Source organism: Ornithinimicrobium faecis (assembly GCF_023923225.1).
Classification (GTDB): Bacteria; Actinomycetota; Actinomycetes; order Actinomycetales; family Dermatophilaceae; genus Ornithinicoccus; species Ornithinicoccus faecis.
In genome coordinates, this window is record NZ_CP099489.1 from 3,197,861 (window position 1) to 3,221,105 (window position 23,245).

The 23,245-nt window shown below is 70.0% G+C and carries 20 protein-coding genes; 9 read left to right on the top strand and 11 right to left on the bottom strand.

Features of this window, described 5'->3' with window-relative positions:
- The first annotated feature begins 46 nt into the window (after positions 1 to 46).
- Positions 47 to 436 (top strand): VOC family protein, encoded by a 390-nt coding sequence (locus tag NF556_RS14925; protein WP_252591731.1) that lies wholly within the window; start codon positions 47 to 49, stop codon positions 434 to 436.
- Positions 437 to 611: 175 nt separating this feature from the next.
- On the opposite strand, the gene ppc is transcribed toward NF556_RS14925, so the two are convergent.
- The gene (gene ppc, locus NF556_RS14930) at positions 612 to 3,359 is read right to left on the bottom strand and encodes a phosphoenolpyruvate carboxylase (RefSeq protein WP_252591733.1); all 2,748 of its coding nucleotides are present in this window, start codon (positions 3,357 to 3,359) and stop codon (positions 612 to 614) included.
- A 146-nt stretch (positions 3,360 to 3,505) separates the two neighbouring features.
- On the opposite strand from ppc, the gene NF556_RS14935 reads away from it, so the two are divergent.
- A complete protein-coding gene (locus tag NF556_RS14935; protein WP_252591735.1) occupies positions 3,506 to 4,207 on the top strand; it encodes a PepSY domain-containing protein in 702 nt (233 codons plus the stop codon).
- A gap of 82 nt (positions 4,208 to 4,289) precedes the next feature.
- Here NF556_RS14935 and NF556_RS14940 read toward each other — a convergent pair whose 3' ends face one another.
- The 3 genes from NF556_RS14940 to NF556_RS14950 form a co-directional block, all read right to left on the bottom strand.
- Entirely contained in the window at positions 4,290 to 4,787 is a 498-nt protein-coding gene (locus NF556_RS14940; protein WP_252591737.1) for a DUF3830 family protein, read from the bottom strand.
- Positions 4,788 to 4,825: 38 nt separating this feature from the next.
- Entirely contained in the window at positions 4,826 to 6,277 is a 1,452-nt protein-coding gene (locus tag NF556_RS14945; RefSeq protein WP_252591739.1) for an amidase, read from the bottom strand.
- A gap of 119 nt (positions 6,278 to 6,396) precedes the next feature.
- Positions 6,397 to 7,374 (bottom strand): D-2-hydroxyacid dehydrogenase, encoded by a 978-nt coding sequence (locus NF556_RS14950; RefSeq protein WP_425607044.1) that lies wholly within the window; start codon positions 7,372 to 7,374, stop codon positions 6,397 to 6,399.
- Positions 7,375 to 7,441: 67 nt separating this feature from the next.
- On the opposite strand from NF556_RS14950, the gene NF556_RS14955 reads away from it, so the two are divergent.
- The 6 genes from NF556_RS14955 (at position 7,442) to NF556_RS14980 (ending at position 13,579) form a co-directional block, all read left to right on the top strand.
- Positions 7,442 to 8,263, top strand: a complete 822-nt coding sequence (locus tag NF556_RS14955) for a maleate cis-trans isomerase family protein (protein ID WP_252591740.1) — start codon at positions 7,442 to 7,444, stop codon at positions 8,261 to 8,263.
- Positions 8,260 to 9,501, top strand: coding sequence for a M24 family metallopeptidase (locus NF556_RS14960; RefSeq protein WP_252591742.1), 1,242 nt, complete (start codon positions 8,260 to 8,262; stop codon positions 9,499 to 9,501). Before NF556_RS14955 ends, NF556_RS14960 begins: the two co-directional genes overlap by 4 nt.
- Positions 9,502 to 9,566: 65 nt before the next feature.
- Positions 9,567 to 10,784: an aminotransferase-like domain-containing protein gene (locus NF556_RS14965; RefSeq protein ID WP_252591744.1), complete on the top strand. Its 1,218-nt coding sequence runs from the start codon at positions 9,567 to 9,569 to the stop codon at positions 10,782 to 10,784.
- Positions 10,785 to 10,791: 7 nt separating this feature from the next.
- Positions 10,792 to 12,036 carry a M20 family metallopeptidase gene (locus NF556_RS14970; RefSeq protein WP_252591745.1) on the top strand — a complete coding sequence of 415 codons (1,245 nt, stop codon included), beginning with the start codon at positions 10,792 to 10,794 and terminating at the stop codon, positions 12,034 to 12,036.
- Between the two features lie 107 nt (positions 12,037 to 12,143).
- The gene (locus NF556_RS14975; protein WP_252591746.1) at positions 12,144 to 12,875 is read left to right on the top strand and encodes a maleate cis-trans isomerase family protein; all 732 of its coding nucleotides are present in this window, start codon (positions 12,144 to 12,146) and stop codon (positions 12,873 to 12,875) included.
- Positions 12,876 to 12,880: 5 nt separating this feature from the next.
- Positions 12,881 to 13,579, top strand: coding sequence for a GntR family transcriptional regulator (locus NF556_RS14980; RefSeq protein WP_252591748.1), 699 nt, complete (start codon positions 12,881 to 12,883; stop codon positions 13,577 to 13,579).
- A 133-nt stretch (positions 13,580 to 13,712) separates the two neighbouring features.
- Here the strand turns inward: NF556_RS14980 and NF556_RS14985 are convergent, their stop codons facing one another.
- A complete protein-coding gene (locus tag NF556_RS14985) occupies positions 13,713 to 15,212 on the bottom strand; it encodes an NAD-dependent succinate-semialdehyde dehydrogenase (RefSeq protein WP_252591750.1) in 1,500 nt (499 codons plus the stop codon).
- 73 nt (positions 15,213 to 15,285) lie between these two features.
- Between NF556_RS14985 and NF556_RS14990 the strand changes: the two genes are divergently transcribed.
- On the top strand, positions 15,286 to 16,545 hold the full coding sequence (locus tag NF556_RS14990; RefSeq protein ID WP_252591752.1) for an aspartate aminotransferase family protein: 1,260 nt from the start codon (positions 15,286 to 15,288) through the stop codon (positions 16,543 to 16,545).
- A 36-nt stretch (positions 16,546 to 16,581) separates the two neighbouring features.
- Here the strand turns inward: NF556_RS14990 and mrdA are convergent, their stop codons facing one another.
- The 6 genes from mrdA to NF556_RS15020 form a co-directional block, all read right to left on the bottom strand.
- On the bottom strand, positions 16,582 to 18,633 hold the full coding sequence (gene mrdA, locus NF556_RS14995; RefSeq protein ID WP_252591754.1) for a penicillin-binding protein 2: 2,052 nt from the start codon (positions 18,631 to 18,633) through the stop codon (positions 16,582 to 16,584).
- Positions 18,624 to 19,112 carry a rod shape-determining protein MreD gene (gene mreD, locus NF556_RS15000; protein WP_252591756.1) on the bottom strand — a complete coding sequence of 163 codons (489 nt, stop codon included), beginning with the start codon at positions 19,110 to 19,112 and terminating at the stop codon, positions 18,624 to 18,626. The genes mrdA and mreD overlap by 10 nt, the downstream gene beginning before the upstream one ends.
- Positions 19,109 to 19,966, bottom strand: a complete 858-nt coding sequence (gene mreC / locus NF556_RS15005) for a rod shape-determining protein MreC (protein ID WP_252591757.1) — start codon at positions 19,964 to 19,966, stop codon at positions 19,109 to 19,111. Before mreC ends, mreD begins: the two co-directional genes overlap by 4 nt.
- Before the next feature lie 3 nt (positions 19,967 to 19,969).
- Complete coding sequence (gene mreB / locus NF556_RS15010; protein ID WP_252591759.1) at positions 19,970 to 21,004, bottom strand: rod shape-determining protein; 1,035 nt, start codon at positions 21,002 to 21,004, stop codon at positions 19,970 to 19,972.
- Positions 21,005 to 21,088: 84 nt separating this feature from the next.
- Entirely contained in the window at positions 21,089 to 22,237 is a 1,149-nt protein-coding gene (locus NF556_RS15015) for a 6-phosphofructokinase (protein WP_252591761.1), read from the bottom strand.
- Positions 22,238 to 22,309: 72 nt separating this feature from the next.
- Positions 22,310 to 23,206, bottom strand: a complete 897-nt coding sequence (locus tag NF556_RS15020) for a hypothetical protein (RefSeq protein WP_252591762.1) — start codon at positions 23,204 to 23,206, stop codon at positions 22,310 to 22,312.
- Positions 23,207 to 23,245: the final 39 nt, after the last annotated feature.

Consider the following 23,245-nt stretch of genomic DNA (forward strand, 5'->3'; position numbering starts at 1 on the left):
CATCTGGCGCATGCCGTGGACGACTGGCCGCGATAGCGTGCCTGGCATGCATCGAAGTCGGATCGGAGTCGTTCTGATCGATCATCCTGTGGAGTCCTACGACCGATCCGCCGCATTCTGGGCGGGGGCGCGTGGGACGGAGCGGGATGGGGCCGGACCGCCGCAGGACAACCCGTATGAGTCACTCACTCCGCTGCCGGGCGGCCTGATGCTCGAGCTCCAGCGCACCGGGACCGGCACCCCAGCAAGCGTGCACCTCGACATCGAGACCGATGACGTGGCGTCCGAGGTGGCCAGGGTCGTGGCCCTGGGCGCGACCGTGACCGCGCACCACGAGAGCTATGCAGTCCTGACTGATCCTGGCCGTCTGGCGTTCTGCGTCGTGCCCGTGCAGACCGGCGCCGACTTCGAGGCCCACGCGACGACCTGGCCCTGATCCTGCTCGTCGCGCTGTGCCCACTCCGAGCACAACACCATGCGCTCGGTCACCTCTGAGAGCCGCCAGCCATGCGCTTGGTCACCTCTGAGAGCCGCCAGCCACGCGCTTGGTGGGGGTGAAAATCAGGCGCCCATGCGCTCGGTCGAGGGGCGGGGTCGGGGGGGCGGGGACGTCAGCCGGTGTTGCGCAGCCCGGCCGCGACGCCGTTGACGGTGATCAGCAGGGCCCGCTGCAGCTCCTCGACGTGCTCGCCACCCTCCCCCTGCTCGCGCAGTCGGCGCAGCAGCTCAACCTGCAGGTGGGAGATCGGGTCGAGGTACTGGTCGCGCACGGCCAGCGAGCGCTTCAGCACCGGCTGGTCGTCGAGCAGGTCCTCCTCGCCAGTCAACGCCCGCAACTCGGTGACGGTGAGCTCGAACTCGGCCCGGATGTCGTCAAAGATGTGCCGCAACTCGTCGGGGACAAGCTGCTCGACATACAGCGCCGCAATGTCCAGGTCGGTCTTGGCGATCGTCATCTCCACGTTGGACACGACGGCCCCGAAGAAGTGCCAGGTCTGGACCATCTCGCGCAGCGTCTCGGTGTGCCCGGCCTCCCGGGCCGCGCGCAGACCGGAGCCCACACCGAACCAGCCCGGGATGATCTGGCGGGTCTGGGTCCAGCCGAACACCCAGGGAATGGCCCGCAGGCCCTCCAGCCCCAGTCCCGCGTCGGGTCGCTTGCTGGGACGGGACCCGATGTTGAGGGCACCGAGCTGGTCGACCGGGGTGGCAGCGACGAAGTATGCCGGCAGGTCGGGGTCGTCGATCAGGTTGCGGTACGCCTCGTAGGCGGCATCGGAGGCGACGTCCATGACTCCTCCCCAGCGCTGCAGCTGCTCGTCGGTCGAGCGGGCGTCGCGGTGCAGGGCTGAGGCCCGCAGCACCGCGGCCAGGGACAGCTCGAGGTTTTCCTTGGCCAGCGATGGCAGGGAGTACTTGTCGGAGATCACCTCACCCTGCTCAGTGAACTTGATCTCGCCCTCGAGCACCCCCGAGGGCTGGGCCAGGATCGCGTCATAGGTCGGACCGCCCCCGCGCCCGACCGAGCCGCCCCGACCGTGGAACAGCCGCAGGCGCACGCCGTGCCGGGCAGCGACGTCACGCAGCGCCCGCTGGGCCTGGTGGATGCTCCACTGGCTGGTCAGCACGCCGGACTGCTTGTTGGAGTCGGAATAGCCGAGCATCACCTCCTGCACGTCGCCGCGCAGGCGCACCACCTCGCGGTAGGCCGGTGTGTTCAGCAGGGTGTCCACCAGCTCGGCAGCCCCCCGCAGCTCGTCCACGGTCTCCAGCAGTGGGGCAAAACCGATCTGCGCAAACGCCTCGATGCCCTCCGCGGCGCCGTGCACATCCAGCAGTCCCGCCTCTCGTGCCAGGACCGCCGCCGCGAGGATGTCATCGGGCCCCTGGGTCATCGAGATGATGTAGGTCTCGATGACCTCCGGTCCATAGGTCGCCACCGCCCGGCGGATCTCGTCGAAGACCGCGAGGGTCTGAGGGCGCGGTGCCGCCGGGGTGAGCAGCGGACGAGGCGAGGCCAACTCGGCCGAGAGGATGGCGAGGCGCTGCACCCGGTCCGTGTCGGCATACGGCTGATCAAGCCCGCCGACCGCGTCGAGCATCTCGCCCACCGCGGCGTGGTGGTGCTCTGCGTGCTCGCGCACATCGAGGGTGGCCAGGTGCAGACCGGTGCCGGCCAGGGTCTGGGTGATCCGTGCCAGGGCACCGTCGGCCACGAGCGCACCGCCGTTGCTGCGCAGCGAGTCGGCGACCAGGTCGAGGTCGTCCAACAGCTCGGACGTCTGGCCATAGTCACGGCCGGGCTCGTGCGGGGTCTCGGCGAGCACCCGGCGCTCGGTGTTGAGCAGCTTGGCCTTGATGCAGGTGAGCTTGAGCCGATAGGGCTCGGCGACGTTGAGCTCCTTGACCCGCGGGTCCAGCCCGGGCAGATGGTCCAGGTCGCGGGCCAGCGAGGTCTCCAGCTCCGGCTCGACGTCCACGATGACCGTCGAGCTCGACAGCCTGGAGACGAGCACGTCGATCATGCCCAGCGCGACCTTGATCGCGTGCTGGTGCTGCAGTTTGAGGACCTCGGCCGTGACCGCGGGGGTGACAAAGGGGTTGCCATCACGGTCCCCACCGATCCAGGAGCCAAAGCGCAGCGGTGGGCGACGCCGATCGATCGTCAGGCCATGCTGATCGAGCAGGTCCCTGAGGTCGCCGAGCAGGTCGGGCACGGTCTCGGCGAGGACCTCGTCGAGGTAGTACATGGCATTGCGGGCCTCGTCCATCGGCGTGGGCCGGTTCTGCCGCAGCTCGTCGGTCTGCCAGATGAGGTCGATCAGCTCGGCGAGGCGACGGTCCTGACGGCGCCGGGCCACAGTGTCGGCCTCGGTCGTGACCGCCAGCTCATCGGACAGGCGCCGGATCTTGGTGAGCACCGAGCGGCGGCTGGCCTCGGTGGGGTGCGCGGTGAACACCGGGCGGACATCAAGCTTGCCCATCACGTCGGCCAGCAGGTCCGACCCGCCAGACTCAGCGATCGCGGCCACCGTGCTCTCCAGCCAACCCTGCCCCTCCTCACGGTCGGTCAACGACCGCACGCGGTGCACCTGCTCGGCCGCGTTGGCCAGGTGGAAGTAGGACGCGAAGGCCCGGACCAGATCAGTCGCCACCTCCAGCGGCAGAGTGCCCAGCAGCTCACGGACCTGAGCGGCGGCACCCGCGTCGCCGCCCTGCCCCGCCTTGGTCTGCAGACGGACCTCCTCGACCCGGTCCAGCAGCTCCTGCCCGTGGTGTCGGACCAGGCTCTGGCCGAGCAGGGTGGAGACGCGGCGCACGTCTGCGCGAAGTTCGGGGCTGATCGGGTCCTGAGTCACCCGGCGAGCCTAGCGACCGCAGGTGTCCGGCAGGTTTCCGGCCGGGAGCAGACGGTGGGTCCCGGCGTCGCCAGAGGTGTCGGGCCGCGGCTCATGAGAGCTTTTTCATGAGAATTGCTCTCACCTTCGGCTGCCACCATCAAGGCATGAACACTTCCAAGAAACTGACCGTGACCACCGCCCTCGCACTCACCCTCAGCCTTGGTCTGACCGCGTGCGGCGACGACGAGCCCGACGTCGAGACACCCGCCGATGAGCCCGCCGCCACCGCCCCGGCCGAGACGGGATCCGACGATGCAGACGACACCGCCGACGACACGACGGCGACCGACGACGCCGGAGCCTCCACGCCCGGTGACGCCGCGGACGACACCAGCGACGACGCGAACCCGACCGACGATGCCGGGGCCTCCTCGCCCGGTGACGACGCGGCCGGTGACCTGACCGCCGTCGCGCTGGTCGCGATCGGCACCGCCGAGGCTGAGGCCGGCGGCACGGCATACGAGATCGACGACCAGGACGACGACGGCACCTGGGAGGTCGACGTCCGCGTCGATGACCGCTCCGTGGAGGTCACCGTCAGCGAGGACGGCACCCAGGTCGTCGAGACCGAGGACGATGACCTCGATGACGAGGACCGCGCCGCACTCGACGCCTCGACGATCACCCTGGCCGAGGCCATCGAGCTGGCTGTTGCCGAGGCTGGTGGCGTGCTGGACGACGCCGAGCTCGAGGGTGAGGACGACGGGCAGCCCCACCACTGGGAGGTCAGCGTCGACACCGACGAGCAGGATGACATCGAGGTCCTGGTCGGTGTGGACGGCGAGATCCTCGGCACGGACGGCTGAGCCACCGAGCCGCACCAACGAGCCGCACCACTGCGCCGCCCCACGGTGAGACACCGACGGGGCGGCAGCTCGCGGTCGGAGGTCAGACCCGCGCGAACGTCAGGGTCTCGCCCCGCGCACCGCCCATCCAGACGTCCTGGCACGCGGCGGCCATCTCGGCCAGCCCCTCGGTGATCTCGCCGAAGACGTTGCCGGGGACCCACCCCTGGTCGCCGTTGATGAGCAGGTTGTTGCGGCCATAGAAGATCGCCAGGTCGATGATGCCGGTCGCGGCTCGGTGCTCCTGCTCGGTCTCATAGCCGTAGGCCGGGTTGCCCAGGTCGTCCCCGGAGAAGGTGAACCAGCAGACGTCGCCCGGGATCGGCGTGATGGTCGTGTTCTCCTTGCCCGGGTCACGGTCGGCGAACGGCGGATAGAGCCCATAGATCTCGTTGCGCGCGTATTTGCCGTGGAAGACCGGCGCCGACAGCGGCAGCGCATCCCAGACCGCCGCTGCGGTCCGCGGGGCAGCCTCATCCAGCAGTCGCGCCGTGCAACTCACGCCGCGGGTGTCGAGGGTGATCGTGATGAACCGGTCCATGGGTTCTCCTGGGGTGCGAGAAGTGACTCGTATGACGCTCAGCTGAGCAGGGTGGGCACGGCCCGGTGCCACTCGGTCGCCCGTTCGTAGGCGCGCGCCGCGCGCAGGGTCAGGGCGTCGGCGTGGCGGGGGCCGACGATCTGCAGGCCGATGGGCCGGCGGTCCGCTGTCAGCCCGCACGGCACGGACAGTGCCGGTTGCTGGGTCATGTTGAACGGGTAGGTGTAGGGCGTCCACGACGTCCACAGGGTGGAAGGCCAGCCGTCGGGGGCGTCCTGGCCCACGGGGAAGGCCGCCACCGGCATGGTCGGGGTCACCAGCAGGTCATAGTCCTCGTGGAAGGCGCCCATCCGCACACCCAGGTCCATCCGGACACCGGTCGCGTCCAGATAGTCCGAGGCCGAGGCCCCCTGCCCGAAGTCCTCGATGGCTTGCCGCAGACGGGGGTCGATCCGCTCCAGCGCCCCCTCGCCGAAGGCCTCGACGACCTTCGCAGCACCGGTGAACCACAGGGTGTGAAAGGCATCCACGCAGTCGGGGATGTCCGGGTCGATCTCCTCGACGTCGGCTCCCAGCCGGGCCAGCACCTGTGCTGCCTCCCGGACCGCGGCGTCGACCTCTGGGTCGTTGTTGCCATAGCCGAGGGTCGGTGAGAACGCGATCCGCAGACCGGCGACCCCGTCCTCGATCCCCTCCAGGTGCGAGCCGGACACCACGTCCAGCGCCGCCCAGTCCCGGGAGTCCGGCTGGGCGATGACGTCGAGCAGCAGCGCGGTGTCCCGCACGGTCCGGGCCATCGGCCCGGCGTGAGCGAGGGTGCCGTAGGGGCTGGCCGGGAAGAGCGGGACCCGGCCGAAGGTCGGTTTCAGAGCGACCGTGCCGGTGAAGGAGGCCGGGATGCGCACGGAGCCGCCACCGTCGGTCCCGACCGACCAGGTGCCCATGCCCAGGCCGACCGCGGTCGCGGCACCACCGCTGGAGCCGCCACCGGTGAGACCGGCCCCCCACGGGTTGCCGGTGGCCCCGTGCCGCAGGGAGTCGGTGACGCCCTTCCAGGCAAACTCGGGGGTGGTGTTCTTGCCCAGGAAGACAGTGCCCGCCGCGCGCAGCCGAGCCACGGCGGGAGCATCGGCGTCCCACGGGCCAGCCTCATCGATCAGGTTGCTGCCCCGCAGGGTCGGCCAGTCGCGGGTCAGCAGGATGTCCTTGATGGTCATCGGCACGCCGTCGACCGGGCCGAGTGGCTCGCCGGCCCGCCAACGAGCGGTGGACTGCGCCGCCATCGCGAGCGCGGTGTCGTCGTCACGGAGCACGATGGCGTTGACCGCGCCGTCGTGAGCCTCGATCTGGGCAAGAGCCGCGCGGGTGGCGTCCTCCGGCGTGAAGTCTCCGGTCGCGAAGCCCGCCACCAGGTCCTCGGCGGACCACAGCGCCAGGCTCGTGGGAGCCGTGACCGCCTCGTCCCGGGACAACTCAGTTTTCGGCGTCATGTGCATCGATCCTTCACACCCCATCTATCAGAATCCGGGAAGAACCCGTGCCGGTGCATGGATCCTTCACACGCCCGCCAACAGAATCCGGGAAGAACCCGTGCACGTGCATGGATCCTTCACGCCTGACGCGGCACGTAGCCGAGCTGTTTGTCGACGACATTCACCAGCGGCTCACCGTCCAGCCAGCGCTGCGCGTTGTCGACAAACTGCCTGGCCAGGGTGTCGCGCCACCCGACGACGTCACCGGACATGTGAGCACTGATCACGGCGCCCGGTGCCGTCCACAGGGGAGAGTCGCTGGGCAGCGGTTCCACCTCGAAGACATCGAGCGAGGCCCCGGAGATCACGTCATGCTGCAGTGCCTGGACCAGGTCGGACTCGACGACGGTGGCCCCACGGCCGATGTTGACCAGGTGCGCGGTGGTGGTCATCGCCGCCAGCACGTCGGCGTTGATCAGTCCCGTGGTCGCCGCCGTCAGCGGCGCCGCATTGACCAGGTGGTCACACCACCCGACCTCCCCCGCGAGGTCACTGCTGGCCACGACCGTGCCGAAGTCCGGGTCGTCCTCACGGGCAGTGCGACCGACCCCACGGACCTCCATGCCGACGGCACGCAGCAGGCGGGCGATCTCGCGCCCGATCGCGCCGGTGCCGATCACCATGGCCCGTGACCCCGCCAGGCTGCGGGTCTCCCGGTGCCGCCACTCCTGCTCCTCCTGCAGCCGGCGGCTCTCGTGCAGGCGCTTGGCGTGCGCCAGGATGCTGGCCAGCACAAACTCGGCGATGGGTCGGTCAAAGGTGCCGCGGGCGTTGGTGACCATCACGTCCGAGTCACGCAGCTCATCGAAGAGCAGGCTGTCCACCCCGGCGGCGGCCACGTGGATCCACTCCAGGCCGTCGCAGTGTGCCCAGGCATCCTGCACGGCGGTGGAGAAGAAGTCCCAGAGGAACAGCGCCTGCGCTCCGTCAAGGGCCTCCCCCAGACCGGCGGCATCGGTGAACCTCAGGTCCACACGCCCGTGCAGCGGACCGAGGTGCGGGGGACGGTCATCAGCGTGCTCCCCCAGGACGACGAGGACGGGAGGTTCAGACACGCCAGTCAATCTAGCCGAAAAGGCTGTCTGATTGTCAACAATGTGCACTAGCGTGCACCATGTGGAGATGAGTGCACGAGCGGGCGGCTCTTCCGCCTTCAACGCGGCCCCGCTGGCCGCATCGTCGCCGTGGGCGAACGTGCCGGACGAGGCCCCGGTGGGCACCGTCCGGGTCGGGGTGATCACCCCCTACGACTTTGCGCTGGATCGTGAGCTGTGGCGCTGGGTCCCGGACAACGTCACCCTGCAACTGACCCGCACCCCGCACGCTCCGCTGCCGGTCTCCCTGGAGCAGGCGACCGTCGTCGGTGACCCTGACATCGTCGCCCAGTGCACCCAGGACCTGATCGCGGTCCGACCGGACGTGGTGGCCTATGCCTGCACCTCCGGCAGTTTCATCCGTCGCCGGGCCGGTGAGCGGGCCCTGATCGCGAGCATGGAGACGGCCGGGGCCCCGCAGGCGGTCACCACCAGCGGCGCGCTGGTGGAGGCCTTGCAGCATCTCGACATCGGCAGGGTGGCCGTCGCCACTCCTTATGACGAGCTGATCAGCCAGGGCCTGAGCGCCTTCCTGGAGGAGTCCGGCGTGGCCGTGGCGCGGATGCAGCACCTCGGTCTCGAGGGCCGCATCTGGACCGTGCCGTATGCCGAGACCGTCGCCATGGTGCGGCGCACCTTCACCACCGATTGCCAGGCCGTGTTCATCTCCTGCACCAACCTGGCCACGTTCGACATCATCGCCCCGCTGGAGGCCGAGCTCGGCGTCCCGGTCCTGACTGCTAACCAGGTGACGCTGTGGGCCGCGCTGCGCGCGGTGGGCGTCGCCGCCAAGGGACCTGGGCAACTGCTGGCGACCCCTGATCTGCAGAACGTTGGAGTGCTGCCATGACGACGCCCACGCGGAGACCAAAACGCGCCCCGGTGCCACGGGTCCCACCGGAGATCATCCGGCCGTTCAGCCTCGCGGAATACACGGATCGCATGATGCGCGTGCAGAGCGTCCTGGCCGACCGCGACGTCGCCGCCCTCGTGGTCTGTGACCCGGCGAACCTCTACTACCTCACCGGCTACAACGCCTGGTCGTTCTACACCCCCCAGTGCCTCGTGGTGCCGGCCGAGGGGGCACCGCACCTGTTCGCCCGCGCCATGGACGCCCAGGGTGCGCACTACACGGCAGCCCTGGGCCCGCACCATGTCCACGGCTATCCCGAGCACCTCATCCACCGCCCGGACCTGCACCCGTTCGACTGGATCGCCGAGCAGGCAGTCGACCTGGGGGTGCTCCCCTCGGGCCCGGGCTCGCGGATCCTCGTCGAGCTCGACTCGCACTTCTTCTCGGCCCGGGGCTACATCGCGCTGCAGGAGGGCCTGGGCGGGGTGGCGATCGCCGACAGCGCCGAGCTAGTCAACTGGGTCCGTCTGGTGAAGTCGCCGGCAGAGCAGGACATGCTGCGCTATGCCGGCCAGATCGCCGAGCACACCATGCTCACAGCCCTGGGCGCGATCGAGGCCGGGCGCCGGCAGAACGACATCGTGGCCGACATCCAGCATGCTCAGACGGCCGGGCTGGAGGGCATCGGCGGCGACTATCCGGCGATCGTGCCGATGCTGCCGACCGGCGCGACGGCCGGCACACCGCACCTGACCTGGAGCGACCGCGTGATGCGCTACGGAGAGGCCGCCACCATCGAGCTCGCCGGGGTCTATCAGCGCTATCACGCCCCGCTCGCCCGCACGGTGAGCCTGGGCAAACCGCCGGCCCACCTGGTGGACTGCGCCGCCGCCGTGAGCGAGGGCTACGCCGCCCTGGCCGAGGAGCTGCGCCCGGGGCGCACGTCCCACGACGTGCACACGGCCTTCACCACCGCCATCAACAGGCACGGGCTGAGCAAGGAGTCCCGCATCGGCTATTCGATCGGGATCGGCTATCCACCGGACTGGGGTGAGCGGACCGTCAGTCTCCGGACCGGCTCAGAGACCGTGCTCCAGGCGGGCATGGCCTTCCACGTCATCCTCGGGATGTGGATGGACGGCTGGGGCTATGAGACGTCCGAGCCCGTGCTCATCACCGAGCACGGCCCGGAGCGGCTGACCAGCGTCCCGGGAGGCCTGACCATCAAGACCTGACCACACGACCCGGCCGCGCGATTGCGCAGGCCGGCCCCACGGCATACGACTCTTGGAAGGTGACCATGACTCCCCAGACCCAGACCCTGCCCCTCGCGGACCGGGCCACCGGACTCGTCGGATCGGTGATCGACTCCAGCACCTCGCTGCTCGCCGCCCAGACCCACGACATCGTGCGGTTCGCCATGGGCAGCCCGGCCGCCGAGGCCATCCCCACCCAGGCCCTCGCCGAGGTCAGCGCGCAGGTGCTGGGCCCGGGCGCGGCAGACGCCTACGACTACGCAGCCACCGAGGGTGACCCCGGCCTGCGCGAGGCGCTGCTGACCATGCTGGAGGGCACCAGCGACGCCACCACCGCCGACCGGTTGACCATCACCTCCGGGGGGATGCAGGGGCTGGACCTGGCCAACAAGCTGTTCGTGGACCCGGGCGATCTGGTGGTCGTCGAGTCACCGACCTACACCAACGGCAGCGCCACGGCCCTGTCCTATCAGGCGCAGTTGCTGGAGGTGCCGGTCGACGACGAGGGCATGAGCATCGACTCGCTGGAGGCGCAGGTCGAGGCGGCCGGGCGCACTCCCAAGGCGATCTACACGATCCCCACCTTTCAGAACCCGTCGGGGGCCTCGATGTCCCTGGAGCGCCGCCAGCGGCTGCTGGACCTGGCCCGCCAGTGGGGCAGCATCGTCATCGACGACGACCCCTACGGCATGCTGCGCTTCGCCGGTGAACCGCTGCCGACGCTGCGTGAGCTCGGCGCCGGCGACCCCCTGGTCTTCTCGGTGCGCACCTTCTCCAAGATCATCGCGCCCGGGCTGCGCGTCGGCTGGGTCGACACCGCCCCCGAGCTGCAGCAGCTGCTGATCAACGCCAAGCAGGCGATGGACACCTGCACCAACCTGCCCGCCCAGCGCCTGGTCGCCGGGTTCCTGCGGGGCGGCCACCTGGAGGAGCACCTGGCCGCTCAGCGGGAGGAATACCGCCGCCGCAAGATCGCCATGCAGGAGGCGCTGACCGAGCACTTCGACGGCATCGCCCGCTGGACCGACCCCGAGGGCGGCTTCTTCCTGTGGGTCAGCTTCGACCCGCCCGTCAAGACCGAGGACCTGTTCCCGGTCGCGCTGGCCGAGGGCGTGGCCTACATCCCGGGCAACGCCTTCTCCCCCAGCCAGGCCTTTCCGCACGACCTGCGCCTGTGCTTTGCGACCACCCCGCCGGACCGGATCCACGAGGGTGTCGCCCGCCTGCGCCGGGCCGTGGACCGTCTCGGCTCCACAACCTGACAGCCGTATGCCGACCAGCTGGGACAGCGTCCCACTCACCTCTGACATCGGTCCCGTGGAGGCACGGGTCCTGGACCTGATCGACCCGCAGGCGCTGGTCGAGCTGACCCAGGCGCTGGTGCGGGCGCCGGGCCAGAACCCACCCGGGGAGGAGGCGGCCAGCGCCGCCGTGCTCGCCGCGGCCTGCCGGGATCGCGGCCTGGAGGTGGAGATCTCCGAGGTCGCGCCCGGACGGCCGAATGTGTCCGCGACACTGCCGGCCGGTGCAGGCGGCTCGGGCGGTGCGGGCGGCGCCGGCGGTGGGCTGCTGCTGCTGGGCCACACCGACGTCGTGCCACCCGGTGAGGGCTGGAGCGCCGACCCCTATGAGGGCGGCCTGCGTGACGGACGCCTCTATGGCCGCGGCACCGCCGACATGAAGGGCGGCCTGGCCGCCTGCGTGGTCGCCCTGGACGCTCTGCGCCGCTCGGGGGTCTCGTTGTCCGGTCCGGTCGAGCTGGCGGCGCTGGTCGACGAGGAGGAGACCGGCCTCGGGATCCACCACTACATGACTGCGGACCGCAGCGCCTTCCGGGGCTGCGTGGTCGCCGAGCCGACCGACCTGCAGACCATCGTGGCCGCCCGTGGCGCCGCCTATGTCGAGGTGGCGGTGCACGGTGTGGCCGCCCACTCCGGTCGACCCGACGACGGCCGCAACGCGATCTATGGGGCTGCCCGGGTCATCGAGGAGCTGCGCCGCTGGCACGGTGAGCTGGCCGCACGGGCCCACCCGCTGGTCGGTCCGCCGACCTGGAGTGTCGGGCTCGTCGACGGGGGGCAGGGGACCTCGACGGTGCCTGCTCATGCCCACCTGAGCGTTGACCGGCGGCTGCTCCCCGGCGAGGACGCCGAGCAGGTGCTCGCCGACGTCCATGAGCGTCTGGGCCAGCTGGGTCTGGCCGACGATGGGCTCACGTTCGAGGTCTGGATGCCGATGTCGATGCCCGGCTTCGAGACGCCGGCCGACCATCCCTTCGTGGCGGCCACCGACCGGGCCCTGCAGGAGTCCGGTGGCCCCGGCCTGGAGCTGGCGGGGTGGACCGCAGCCTGTGACGGCGGTTTCCTGGCCCGCGACGCCGGGGTCCCCACCCTGGTCCTGGGGCCCGGATCGGTCAACGACCAGGCACATCGCCCGGATGAGTCGGTCGCGGTCGAGGACCTGCTGATCGCCGCGCGGACCTATGCCTTGCTCGCGCTGCGGCTGCTGACCTGAGGCACCCTTCGGTTGCTGACCTGAGGGCCGGCCGCGGGCCGTCACGCACCACCACAGGGTCATAGTATTGTCGACAATCTGACCAGGACTCACGATGGGGAGGGACCATGCCCACGATCGGGCTGCTCTACCCCGGCCACAGCGCCGAGGACGACTATCCGCAGCTGGAGGCGCGGCTGGGTTCTGACCTGCGCCTGCCCCTGGTGCACACCTCCGTCGGTGAGGACGCGCACCGCGTCGATGCCCTGCTGGACCTCGGGGGCACGGACCGCCTCGCCGAGGGTGCCCGGGCTCTGGTGCAGCAGCACTCCCCCGACGTCGTCATGTGGGCCTGCACCTCCGGGTCGTTCGTCTTCGGGTGGGAGGGTGCCCACCAGCAGGTTGCCGAGTTGCAGGAGGTGACCGGCCTGCCGACCTCGTCAACCTCTCTGGCGTTCGTCGCGGCCTGTCGTGCGCTGGGCGTGACCCGGGTCAGCGTGGCGGCGTCCTATCCGCAGGACGTCGCCGAGCACTTCGTGGACTTCCTGGGACACGGGGGCGTGGACGTCACGGCGATGGGCAGCCACGGCATCATCACGGCAGCAGAGGTCGGCACCCTGGGTCAGGCAGAAGTGTTGGACATCGTCCGCGGAGCCGACACCTCCGGCGGCGCCGAGGCGATCCTCGTCCCGGACACCGCGATGCACACCCTCGCGTGGCTAGAATCCCTCGAGCGCGCAGCCGGCGTGCCGGTGCTCACGGCCAACCAGGTGACCGTGTGGCAGGGGCTCAGCCTGCTCGGCGAGGTCCCGGTCATCGACTCACTCGGCACACTGTTCAGCAGCAGGAGAGGGGACTGATCCCAATGGTCACCAAGGCAGTGCGCCGCAAACCGGCCGCCCGACGGCGCCCCATCGATCCGCTGGTCCAGGAGTCGACCCCGAGCATGATCGCCAGCCGGGTCCGGGAGGCCATCGCGAGCGGGCTGATCGCACCCGGGTCACAGTTGGGTGAGGCCAATCTCGCCCGGGAGCTGGGCGTCAGTCGCGGTCCGTTGCGCGAGGGGCTGCAGCGCCTGACGGCCGAGGGTCTGCTGATCTCCATCCGCAACCGGGGCCTGTTCGTGATCGAGATGACCCCCGAGCGGGTGCGGGACATGTATCTCGCGCGTCAGGCCGTCGAGCGGGCTGCCGCGGAGCAGGTCCACCAGGGCGATCCGGTGTCCGCCGGCGAGGCCCTGCTCCAGGTGATCGACGTCATGGCCTCCGCAAGAGACCGTCGGGCCGAGAGTGACGCCGACGTCTCCTTCCACGAGCTGCTGGTGTCTCTGGCGGGCAGCCCCCGGCTCACCCAGATGCACGAGACCCTGATCACCGAGACCCGCCTGTGCATCCACGCGCTGTCCGACTCCTACCGCCCCGGTGAGGCTGTTCGCGTCGAGGAGCACCAGTCCATCGCCCAGTCCCTGGTCGACCGGGACCCGGTCCTGACCGACCAACTCCTCGTTGCGCACATGAACGACGCCGTGCGCCGGCTCACCGCCCCCCGACCGTCCTCGTCCTAGCGGCACGGCGAGACCAGTCCGACGACCGTCTTGGAGCACCTGCCGGTTCTTGGAGCACTTGCCGGTTCTTGGAGCCTGCTATTTCACGCTGTCAGAACCGTTTGCGGCTCCAAGACGACGTCCGCGCGAGCTGTCAGGCCAGCGCGATGCCGATGTACTTGGTCTCCAGGAACTCGTCGATCCCGGTGTCGCCACCCTCGCGCCCGAGGCCGGACTCCTTGACCCCACCAAACGGTGCGGCCGGGTTGGAGACGACTCCCTGGTTGAGCCCGACCATGCCGCTCTCGAGGGCCTCACTCACCCGCAGCGCACGGCGCAGGTCGTTGGTGAAAACGTAGCTCACCAGGCCAAAGGGGGTGTCGTTGGCCGCGGCGACGACCTCCTCCTCGGTCGAGAACGGGGTGATCGCAGCGACGGGGCCGAAGATCTCCTCGGTGCCCATCCGGGCCTGCGGTGAGACGCCGGTGAGCACGGTCGGGGTGAAGAAATAGCCCTCGCCCTCCGGGGCGGAGCCACCCGTGACCACCGTGGCCCCGAGGCCCACCGCGTCAGTTACCAGCTCGGTGACCTTGTCCTGGGCCGCCTGGTCGATGAGTGGCCCGACGCGCACGCCCTCCTCGGTCCCCCGGCCGACCGTCATGCCGCCCATCTCCTCCCCGAGTCGCCGCCCGAACTCCTCGGCGATCGACTCGTGGACATAGATCCGGTTGGCTGCGGTGCACGCCTCGCCCATGTTGCGCATCTTGGCGGCCAGCGCCCCGGCGACGGCCTCCTCCAGGTCGGCGTCCTCGAAGACGATGAAGGGGGCGTTGCCACCGAGCTCCATCGAGGTGCGCAGCACCTTGTCGGCGCACTGTTCGAGCAGGATCTTGCCGACCTTGGTCGACCCGGTGAACGAGAGCTTGCGCGCCTTGCCGGAGCGGATCAGCGGCTCCATGACCGCGCCGGACCGCTCGGCGGTGACGATGTTGACCACACCCTCCGGCAGGCCGGCCTCGATCAGGATCTGCCCGAGCGCCAGCATCGACAGCGGCGTCTGGTGGGCCGGCTTGATGACGCTGGTGCACCCGGCGGCAATGGCCGGGCCGAGCTTGCGGGTGCCCATCGCCATCGGGAAGTTCCACGGGGTGATGAGGAGGCACGGCCCGACCGGCTGGCGCGCGATCAGGAAGCGTGCACCCCCAGCAGGAGCCGTCTGATAGCCGCCGCTGATCCGGGTCGCCTCACTGGCGAAGTGTCGGAAAAACTCTGCCGCATAGGTGATTTCACCCTTGGCCTCGGCGATCGGCTTGCCCATCTCGAGGGTCATCAGCAGCGCCAGGTCATCGATCCGCTCGTGCAGCAACTCGAACGCCCGGGTCAGGATGTCGGCCCGCTCCCGCGGTGACGTCTTGGCGAAGTCGGCCTGTGCCGCGACGGCGGCGTCCAGCGCCGCAACCCCATCCGCCGGAGAGCCGTCGGCCACCTCACAGAGCACCCTCCCGGTCGAGGGGTCGAGGACCTCGAGGGTGGCACCGCCCTCGGCGTCGATCCACTGTCCACCGATCAGCAACTGCTTGGGCACTGCGTCAAGAACGGCGGCCTCGCGACCACCGTTTCGCTGCTGGGCCTGCTGTGCTGTCTGGCTGCTCATCTGGGTCCTCCACCGAGGTCGGGGCATGGGATACGCTGATTGTCGACAATCTAACAGAAACGGAGATTGACCCATGGCTGAGCTGTCACCCGCCCTGAAGCAGGCAACCCCGGTCGTCGCAACCCGCGGCGAGGGGGTCTACCTCTTCGATGCCGACGATCGTCGCTATCTGGACTTTACTGCCGGGATCGGTGTGACCAGCACGGGCCACTGCCATCCCAAGGTCGTCACCGCAGCGCAGGAGCAGGTCGGCCAACTGATCCACGGGCAGTACACGACGATCATGCACCAGCCGCTGCTGACCCTCACCGAGCGACTGGGCGAGGTCCTGCCCCCGGCCCTGGACCGGGCGTTCTTCTCCAACTCCGGCTCCGAGGCCATCGAGGCCGCGCTGCGCCTGGCCCGACAGGCCACCGGACGGCCCAATGTCGTCGTCTTCCACGGTGGGTTCCACGGACGCACCGTGGCGGCCGCGTCGATGACGACCTCCGGCACCAAGTTCCGCTCCGGCTTCTCCCCGCTCATGGCCGGCGTCCAGGTCTCCCCCTTCCCCGACCCGGGGCACTTCGGCTGGTCCCAGGAGGAGTCCACCGAGTTCGCACTGCGCCAACTCGACTACACGCTGCAGACCCTGTCCGCCCCCAATGACACCGCCGCCTTCTTCGTCGAGCCAGTGCTCGGCGAGGGCGGCTACGTCCCGGCGAGCACCGAGTTCTTCGCCGGTCTGCGCGAGCGCGCCGACCGGCACGGGATCCTGCTGGTGGTCGATGAGGTCCAGACGGGCTGGGGGCGCACCGGCAAGTTCTGGGGCGGCGACCACTTCAACGCCCAGGCCGACATCCTGGTCACGGCCAAGGGGTTGGCCTCCGGCTTCCCGCTCTCGGGCATCGCTGCCTCCCACGCTCTGATGGAAAAGGCCTGGCCCGGCTCCCAGGGCGGCACCTATGGTGCCAATGCCGTGGCCTGCGCCGCGGCCATCGCCACCCTCGATGTGATCACCGAGGAGGGGCTGGTCGAGAACTCCGCGGCCCGCGGGGCACAGTTGAAGGCAGCCCTGCAGGGCGTGGCCGACCAGCACCCGCAGATCACGGATGTGCGGGGTCTGGGCCTGATGATCGCCAACGAGTTCCGCGACGCTGATGGCAAGCCCGACGGTGCGACCGCGAGCGCCGTCCAGCAGGAGGCGGCCCGGCGCGGGTTGCTGCTGCTGACCTGTGGGGCCTGGGGTCAGTGCGTGCGCTTCATCCCGGCCCTGGTGGTCGGCGAGCAGGACGTGGAGGAGGCTGCAGGGCTGTGGCAGGAGGCCGTCACCACGGTCTTGGGCACCGCCTGAGCCGACGCCTCGGGGCAGGGCCGCACGCCGGTGCGGTCACTGCCCCGCCAGGACGTCCCAGATCTGGCGGGCTGCTGGCGCGGCCATCTCACCACCGAAGCCGCCCTCCTCGATGACCACCACCACGGCATACTGCGGGTCGTTGCTGGGTCCGTAGGAGGCATACCAGGCCGTGGAACTCTCACCGAAGGACTCGGCCGAGCCGGTCTTGCCGGCCACCGGATAGGCCTCCAGGTCGAAGCCGGCGAATGCGCCGGTGCCGGTGCCGTTGGTGTTGACGCCCTCGAGGCCGGCGCGCACGATCTCCAGCGCCTGCGGGTCCACTCCGATGTCGCCTGCGGCCACGGGCTCCACGTCCTCGACGACCTCACCGTCGGCCGTCTGCACTGCGTCAGCCACCTGCGGCTCCCAGAGCGTGCCGCCGTTGGCGATGGCGGCATAGACCACCGCAATCTGCAGCGGTGTGGTGGCCAGGTCGCCCTGGCCGATGGAGAAGTTGACCGCGTCGCCGGGGCGGTAGTGCCAGCCGTCGGTGCAGTTCTCCGTGGCCAGTTGCTCCAGGAACTCGCGGCGCTCCTGGTCGTCCACCTCCGGATAGCCTGACTCGGCCCGCGCGCAGGTGTCCTCGCGGGTCACCTCCCAGTAGTCCCGCTTCCACTCCCGCCCCGGGATGGTGCCGCTGGCCTCGCCCGGCAGGTCGATGCCAGTCGGCTGACCGAGGCCGAACTCCTCGGAGGCGATGACCCACGGGTCGGTCAGGTCTGACTCCTGAGCGAGCCCACCCTGGGCCTGCCACTCGTCATAGGCCCAGGTGTAAAAGACGGTGTCGCAGGAGACCTCCAGGATCTCCTGCAGGCTCAGCGCACCGTGGGCCTGGGACTCGAAGTTGGTGAACTGCTGGCCCCCGATGGTCACGGACCCCGGGCAGGCATACTCCTTCGCAGGGTCGATCCCGGTCTCCAGGGCTGCGGGCAGGGAGACCACCTTGAACGTCGACGCCGGAGGGAACGTCTCGGCGACCGCTCGGTTGATCAGCGGCTCCCCGGACTCCTCGGCGGTCAGTTCGTCATACTCGGCCTGGCTGACGCCCGTGGTCCAGATCAGTGGGTCATAGGTCGGATAGCTGGCCGCGGCCACCACCCCACCAGTGCGAACGTCCAGGACCACGGCGGCAGCCGAGTCGGCTGGCCAGCCGTCGTCGCGCGAGGTCGCCACCGTGTCCTCCAGGATGCGCTCGACCTCGCCCTGCACGCGGGCATCGAGGTGGGTGAGCACGTCGTCGCCGCCGACGGGATCACTGTGGTCGAGGCGACCCGTGACAACACCGCGCGGATCGACGGTCACCGTGGTCTGGCCGGAGGCGCCGCGCAGGGCGGTGTCATAGGTGGCCTCCAGGCCGGTGCGCCCCAGGAGGTCCTGGGCCGTGAGACCCTCCCCCGCGTCGACCTCGTCCTGGGTGGGGCGGCCCAGATAGCCCAGCACGTGCGCGGCGTTGACGGTCTCGGTGGGATAGGTCCGCACCGGGCTGGTGTCGACGGCGATCCCCGCGAAACGCTCTGGCCGCTCCAACACGGCCAGTGCCGCGACCGGATCGACGTCGAAGGCGATCGGGATCGGCTCATAGGGCGAGCCGGAGAAGCACGACGGGACCGGTGGCGCCCCCTCCGTGCCGCAGACCCTGGTCCGGCCCCAGAGCGCCTCGACTGGCAACTCGAGAGCGCCCGCCACGTCCTCGATCAGGGCGCGCCCCTCGTCCTCGGACTCCATCAGGGTCTCCGGCTCCACGGTGATCACCGTGACCGGAGCATTGCTCGCCAGTGGCGTGCCATCGGCAGCCAGGATGCGCCCTCGCAGGGCCGGCTCAGTGACGACGCGGGTGTTCACCTCGGCGGCCTCCTGCGCCACCTCAGGATGGTTGATGACCTGCAGGTCGAGCAGCCGCCCGGCCAGCACCGTGCCGAGCACAAGGGTGACGATCATCAGCCCCCACAGGGGCCGCAGCGAGCGGTGGTGGCGCACGAACCGCGGCGTCACCTGGGGTCGGGGCACCCGGATCACCGGCCGGTCGCCGCGTCGGTTCAGGCCCATCCGCGCTCCAACCAGAAGCGCTCCAGGCTGATCAGCAGCGGGAGCAGGAGGATCACGAACAGGACGCTCGCGCCGATCGACCAGAGCAGGTCACTGGGGTGGGCGACCCCCACCCCGGCGGCAGCGGTCAGCCCACGGACAGCCTGGATCACGATGGCGCCACCGACGGCTGCGAGCCACGGGATCAGGGGTGACCACGGCGCCCACCGCCGGGCTGCCCCGATGAGGGCACCGACCAGGGCATAGGTGAGCGCGCTCGCCCCGAGGGGCTCGCCACCCGGTGGGACGAGGTCGATGAGCCACCCGCCCGCGAGACCGACCAGGGCACCGGTGACGGGTCCGTGCATCAGCGCCGGGGCCGCGACCACCAGGATGACCAGGTCGGGTCGACCGGGCATCTGACTGGGATAGAGGGTCGGCACGAGCACGGCGACCACCAGCAGCAGGCCGCGCGCCAACATCGCGGGCCAGGCGCTCATCGGTCATCCCCCAACAGCACGACGGCGACCAGGTCGAGGGTGTCCGGGTCGACGAACGGAGAGACCACCGCGCTCCCACCCAGACTCCCATCCTCAGGGTCCACTGAGGTGACGGACCCGAGGGGGATCCCCTCGACATACGGAATGGAGTCGGGGCTGCCGAGCGTGCTGACCAGGTCACCCTCGGTGACCTCGCTGTCACCCAGGGCAGTCAGGGTGAGCTCACCGGAGGCGCGGGGCGGCAGGCCAGGTGGTGGACGGCCACCGACCGAGCCGAGCGCACGCGCCTCACCGAAGCGCACGCCGACCACGACGTCCGAGCCCCCGATCAGGACGACATCGGCGCTGCTCGGTGCGGTGCGCACGACCCGACCGACCAGACCGTCGGAGCTGACCACCGTCTGGTCCACGGTGACCCCATCGCCCTCCCCCGCGTCGATCGTGACCGTCTGTCCACCCACCGGTGTGCTGCCCGAGGAGAACCCGACCACCCGGGCCGGCAGCAGCTCGTGCCCGCCCCAGCCCGCTGCCGCCTGCTCCAGGTCAGTGAGTTGATCGCCGGTCCTGATCTCGGCCTCGAGCTCCTTGACCCGGGCATCGAGCTGGTCGCGCTCGCGGGTGACCTCGGTGAGCCGGTCATCAGTCCAGCCGGTCAGCGCAGACTGCGCCGGAGCGAAGACGGTGGCGGCGGCTCGTCGCAGCGGGTCGGTCATGGTCGGCCGGGCAACATCCACCAGCAGCAGGAGCATGGTGAGTGCCAGCAAGCCGGCGAGCAGGACAGAGCTCGGGCGACCGGGACGTTCCTGCAACCACCGGCTCAGGGCCTCTGGTCGCCACCACTGTTGTCCAGGCACGGGTCAGCGGCTCCGCGGGGTGACCAGGACGTGCTCGAGGGCGGCGAAGTCCTCGACGCAGGCTCCGGCCCCACGGATCACGGCGCGCGCCGGGTCGTCTGCGACCTGCACCGGCACGCCCAGCTCGCGGTGCAACCGCTCGTCGATCCCCCGCAACTGCGCGCCGCCACCGGTGAGCACGACCCCGTTGTCCAGGACGTCTCCGGACAGCTCCGGCGGGCAGATGTCGAGCACGGCCTTGACGACGTCGACGACCTGCAGGATGGCTGGCTCGATCATCCGCCGGACCTCACGGGAGGTGAGCGTGACGGTCTTGGGCAGGCCGGTGTTGACATCCCGCCCGCGCACCCGCTTCTCCAGCTCCTGTGCGAGCGGATAGGCCGAGCCGATCTCGGTCTTGATGGCCTGCGCCGATCGCTCGCCGAGCAGCAGGTTGTGGGCGGTGCGGACGCCGGCCACGATCGCCTCGTCCACCTCGTCGCCGCCGACGCGCAGGCTCCGGGCGTTGACGATCCCGCCCAGACTGATGACAGCGACCTCGGTGGTGCCACCGCCGATGTCGGCCACGAGGCTTGCGGTGGCGTCGTGGACGGGCAGCCCGGCGCCGATCGCGGCGGCCATCGCCTCCTCGAGCACAAAGACCCGCCGGGCGCCTGCGTTGAGGGCCGTGTCCTCCAGCGCACGCCGCTCCACGGGCGTGACATTGCTCGGCACCGTGACCACCATGCGCGGTCGCAGCAACCGGGAGGTGCGCAGGCGTCCCACGAAATGACGCAGCAACTGCTCGGTGAGGTCGGCGTCGGTGACCACCCCGTCGATCATCGGCCGCACGGTCACGACAGTCGCCGGTGTGCGCCCCAGCATCTCGACGGCGTCGTCGCCGGCTGCCACGAGGTGCCCGTTCTCGGAGTTCACGGCGACCAGGGTCGGCTGGTCCAGGACGACCCCGTGTCCCTGCTGATGGATGAGGGTGGTGCTCGAGCCGAGGTCCAGTGCCAGGTCACGCCCCAGCAGTCCCAGTCCCCGTGCGTTGCTCACCCCGAGATCGTACGCAACGAACCTGCTCCTGATCCCCATCCCGCCGATGGTGTCCCCCGCGCCCTGAGACCCGACCGTGCAGGGTCAGTAGAGGAACATTGGCTTGCCGCGCACATGGCGCACCTTGGGGCGGTAGGAGGCCGCGTCATACAGTTCGTCGACGTCCACCCTCTTGACACCCTCACCGGTCACCGAGATCGGCACGCTGGAGTAGGAGCCGTTGCGCAAGGCGACCATCCGCCCCGTCGAGCCGTCCAGGGCCAGGTCGGCCGCCATCACGGCATAGTTCGTGGCGACCATCAGGTCGAGCGAGTCCGGGCTGCCCGAGCGCATCAGATAGCCGACCTGCTGATAGACGATCCCCTCGCCGGTCCGCTCCTTGATCTCCTCACCGAGGACCTGTCCGATCCCGCCGAGCTTGCGGTGGCCATAGGCGTCGGCCTCGCCGGAGAGCATCATGTCCCCACCGGTCATCGTGGCGCCCTCGGAGATCGTCACCATCGAATAGTTCGAGGGGTTCCCCTTCTTGTCGCCCACCAGCAACTCACAGACCCGGTCGAGGTCGAAGGGCACCTCGGGGATCAGGGCCCGGTCCACCCCGGCGAGATAGGCCGTGATCAGCGAGGTCTCCCCGGAATAGCGGCCGAACAGCTCGACCACCGCGATCCGCTCGTGCGAGCCGGTCGAGGTGCGCAGGTTGTGGATGAACTGCACGCCGCGGGTGATCGCCGTCGAGAACCCGATGCAGTAGTCGGTGCCGTTGACGTCGTTGTCCATCGTCTTGGGGATCGCGATCGTCGGCACGCCCTCGTCGTGCATCCGCAGCCCGTAGGACAGCGTGTCGTCGCCGCCGATCGGGATGAGCACGTCGATGCCGGCATGCTCGATCACCTTCAGCGCGTGAGCAGTCAGATCGTGCGACCCGTCGCCGCTGACGGAGTCGGCCAGGAAGTCCGGCACGTCGGCGGTCTTGACCTTGCCCGGGTTGGTGCGCGAGCTGTGCAGGAAGGTGCCTCCGCTGCGGTCGACCGTGCGCACGGCGGTCGGGTCGAGCTCGATCAGGTTCGCCGACACCGATTCCGGGTCGTCGAGGTTGGTGTTGAGCAGCCCGCCCCAGCCGCGTCGGATGCCGGTGACCTGGTGTCCCTCCTCGTGGACGCGGTTGACCACGGCCTTGATGCACGGGTTCAGTCCGGGGACGTCACCGCCGCCAGTGAGTATGCCGATGCGCACGTCGCTCTGCCTCCTCGCCACGGGTGCCGGCCGGGTTGGGCGCGGTCGGCTTGAGCCTAGCGAGAATGAGCATCACGCGGGTGGGCCACCCTGGATCTCCTCGACGGTCCGCACGATCTGGGGAGGGTAGGTCGACCCGTCGAGGAGTTCGCGGTCGCCGAGGGGATCCTCGAGCTGGATCGTGCGCGGCACCCAGGGGTTGCCGGGGCAGGTCGCGTCGCCGGTCATCGCCTCGGACGTCCAGAAGACGGTCACCGACTCGGCGGCCTCGAGGACCACAGGCTCGGCCAGGAACGGCTCCGGGTCCCGGGCGCTGGTGCACTCGACCTCGGAGACCAGCACCTCGAGGGTGCTGTCGGTGGTTTCACCCGGATCCGTGGTGGCGTCCTGGTCGGTGGCCTCGCCCTGAGCGGTCGTCGCGTCGCCCATCGCGACCTGGACCCACTGGCGACCGGCGGGCACGACTGGCCGGGCACCACAGAGCCCGCTCCAGCTGCTGGCACGCCACGACTCCCCCTGCCACTCGAGCGTGGCATATTCATCGGTGTCCAGATTGAACTCGGTCGCGCCCGGCTCCGCCATGAGGATGCCGATCTGGTCGACGCCGGCCACGGACTCCTGCCACACAACGGCCCACGGCACCTCGTCTGCCTCCGCCTCCTGCAGTGGACGGGGCGCGTCGATCCCGAAGTCCTGCTTCATCTGGTCGAGAGCCGCCAGGACCTCGTCAGATCCCTCGGGCGTGAACTCGAGGCCGCCCGCAGCGACTCGTGACGCGGGAAAGGCCGGGTCACCGGAGCAGGTGACGAGGGTGTCGCCGTCCGCAGTCACCCACGGGTGCGCACCGGCCTGCGGCTCTTGCGTGCTGGTCGCGACGTCGGACGAGCTGGCGCCGCCGCGCTCAACTCCGCACGCGGCGACGGCGACGAGGAGGAGCGATGCCCCCACCAGCAACCCTCGCGGTCCCATGAGAGACAAGGTAGGCCGCGGCCGCGGCGCTGGCTAGAG

What these genes read in the sequence shown, in the direction of transcription:
- NF556_RS14925 (WP_252591731.1), top strand. Translation starts at nt 47, where the DNA reads ATGCATCGAAGTCGGATCGGAGTCGTTCTGATCGATCATCCTGTGGAG.
- NF556_RS14985 (WP_252591750.1), bottom strand. Translation starts at nt 15,212, where the DNA reads ATGAGCAGCCAGACAGCACAGCAGGCCCAGCAGCGAAACGGTGGTCGC.
- NF556_RS14975 (WP_252591746.1), top strand. Translation starts at nt 12,144, where the DNA reads ATGCCCACGATCGGGCTGCTCTACCCCGGCCACAGCGCCGAGGACGAC.
- NF556_RS15020 (WP_252591762.1), bottom strand. Translation starts at nt 23,206, where the DNA reads ATGGGACCGCGAGGGTTGCTGGTGGGGGCATCGCTCCTCCTCGTCGCC.
- NF556_RS14960 (WP_252591742.1), top strand. Translation starts at nt 8,260, where the DNA reads ATGACGACGCCCACGCGGAGACCAAAACGCGCCCCGGTGCCACGGGTC.
- mrdA (WP_252591754.1), bottom strand. Translation starts at nt 18,633, where the DNA reads ATGGGCCTGAACCGACGCGGCGACCGGCCGGTGATCCGGGTGCCCCGA.
- NF556_RS14955 (WP_252591740.1), top strand. Translation starts at nt 7,442, where the DNA reads ATGAGTGCACGAGCGGGCGGCTCTTCCGCCTTCAACGCGGCCCCGCTG.
- NF556_RS14980 (WP_252591748.1), top strand. Translation starts at nt 12,881, where the DNA reads ATGGTCACCAAGGCAGTGCGCCGCAAACCGGCCGCCCGACGGCGCCCC.
- mreD (WP_252591756.1), bottom strand. Translation starts at nt 19,112, where the DNA reads ATGAGCGCCTGGCCCGCGATGTTGGCGCGCGGCCTGCTGCTGGTGGTC.
- NF556_RS14935 (WP_252591735.1), top strand. Translation starts at nt 3,506, where the DNA reads ATGAACACTTCCAAGAAACTGACCGTGACCACCGCCCTCGCACTCACC.
- NF556_RS14965 (WP_252591744.1), top strand. Translation starts at nt 9,567, where the DNA reads ATGACTCCCCAGACCCAGACCCTGCCCCTCGCGGACCGGGCCACCGGA.
- NF556_RS14970 (WP_252591745.1), top strand. Translation starts at nt 10,792, where the DNA reads ATGCCGACCAGCTGGGACAGCGTCCCACTCACCTCTGACATCGGTCCC.
- NF556_RS14940 (WP_252591737.1), bottom strand. Translation starts at nt 4,787, where the DNA reads ATGGACCGGTTCATCACGATCACCCTCGACACCCGCGGCGTGAGTTGC.
- NF556_RS14990 (WP_252591752.1), top strand. Translation starts at nt 15,286, where the DNA reads ATGGCTGAGCTGTCACCCGCCCTGAAGCAGGCAACCCCGGTCGTCGCA.
- NF556_RS14945 (WP_252591739.1), bottom strand. Translation starts at nt 6,277, where the DNA reads ATGACGCCGAAAACTGAGTTGTCCCGGGACGAGGCGGTCACGGCTCCC.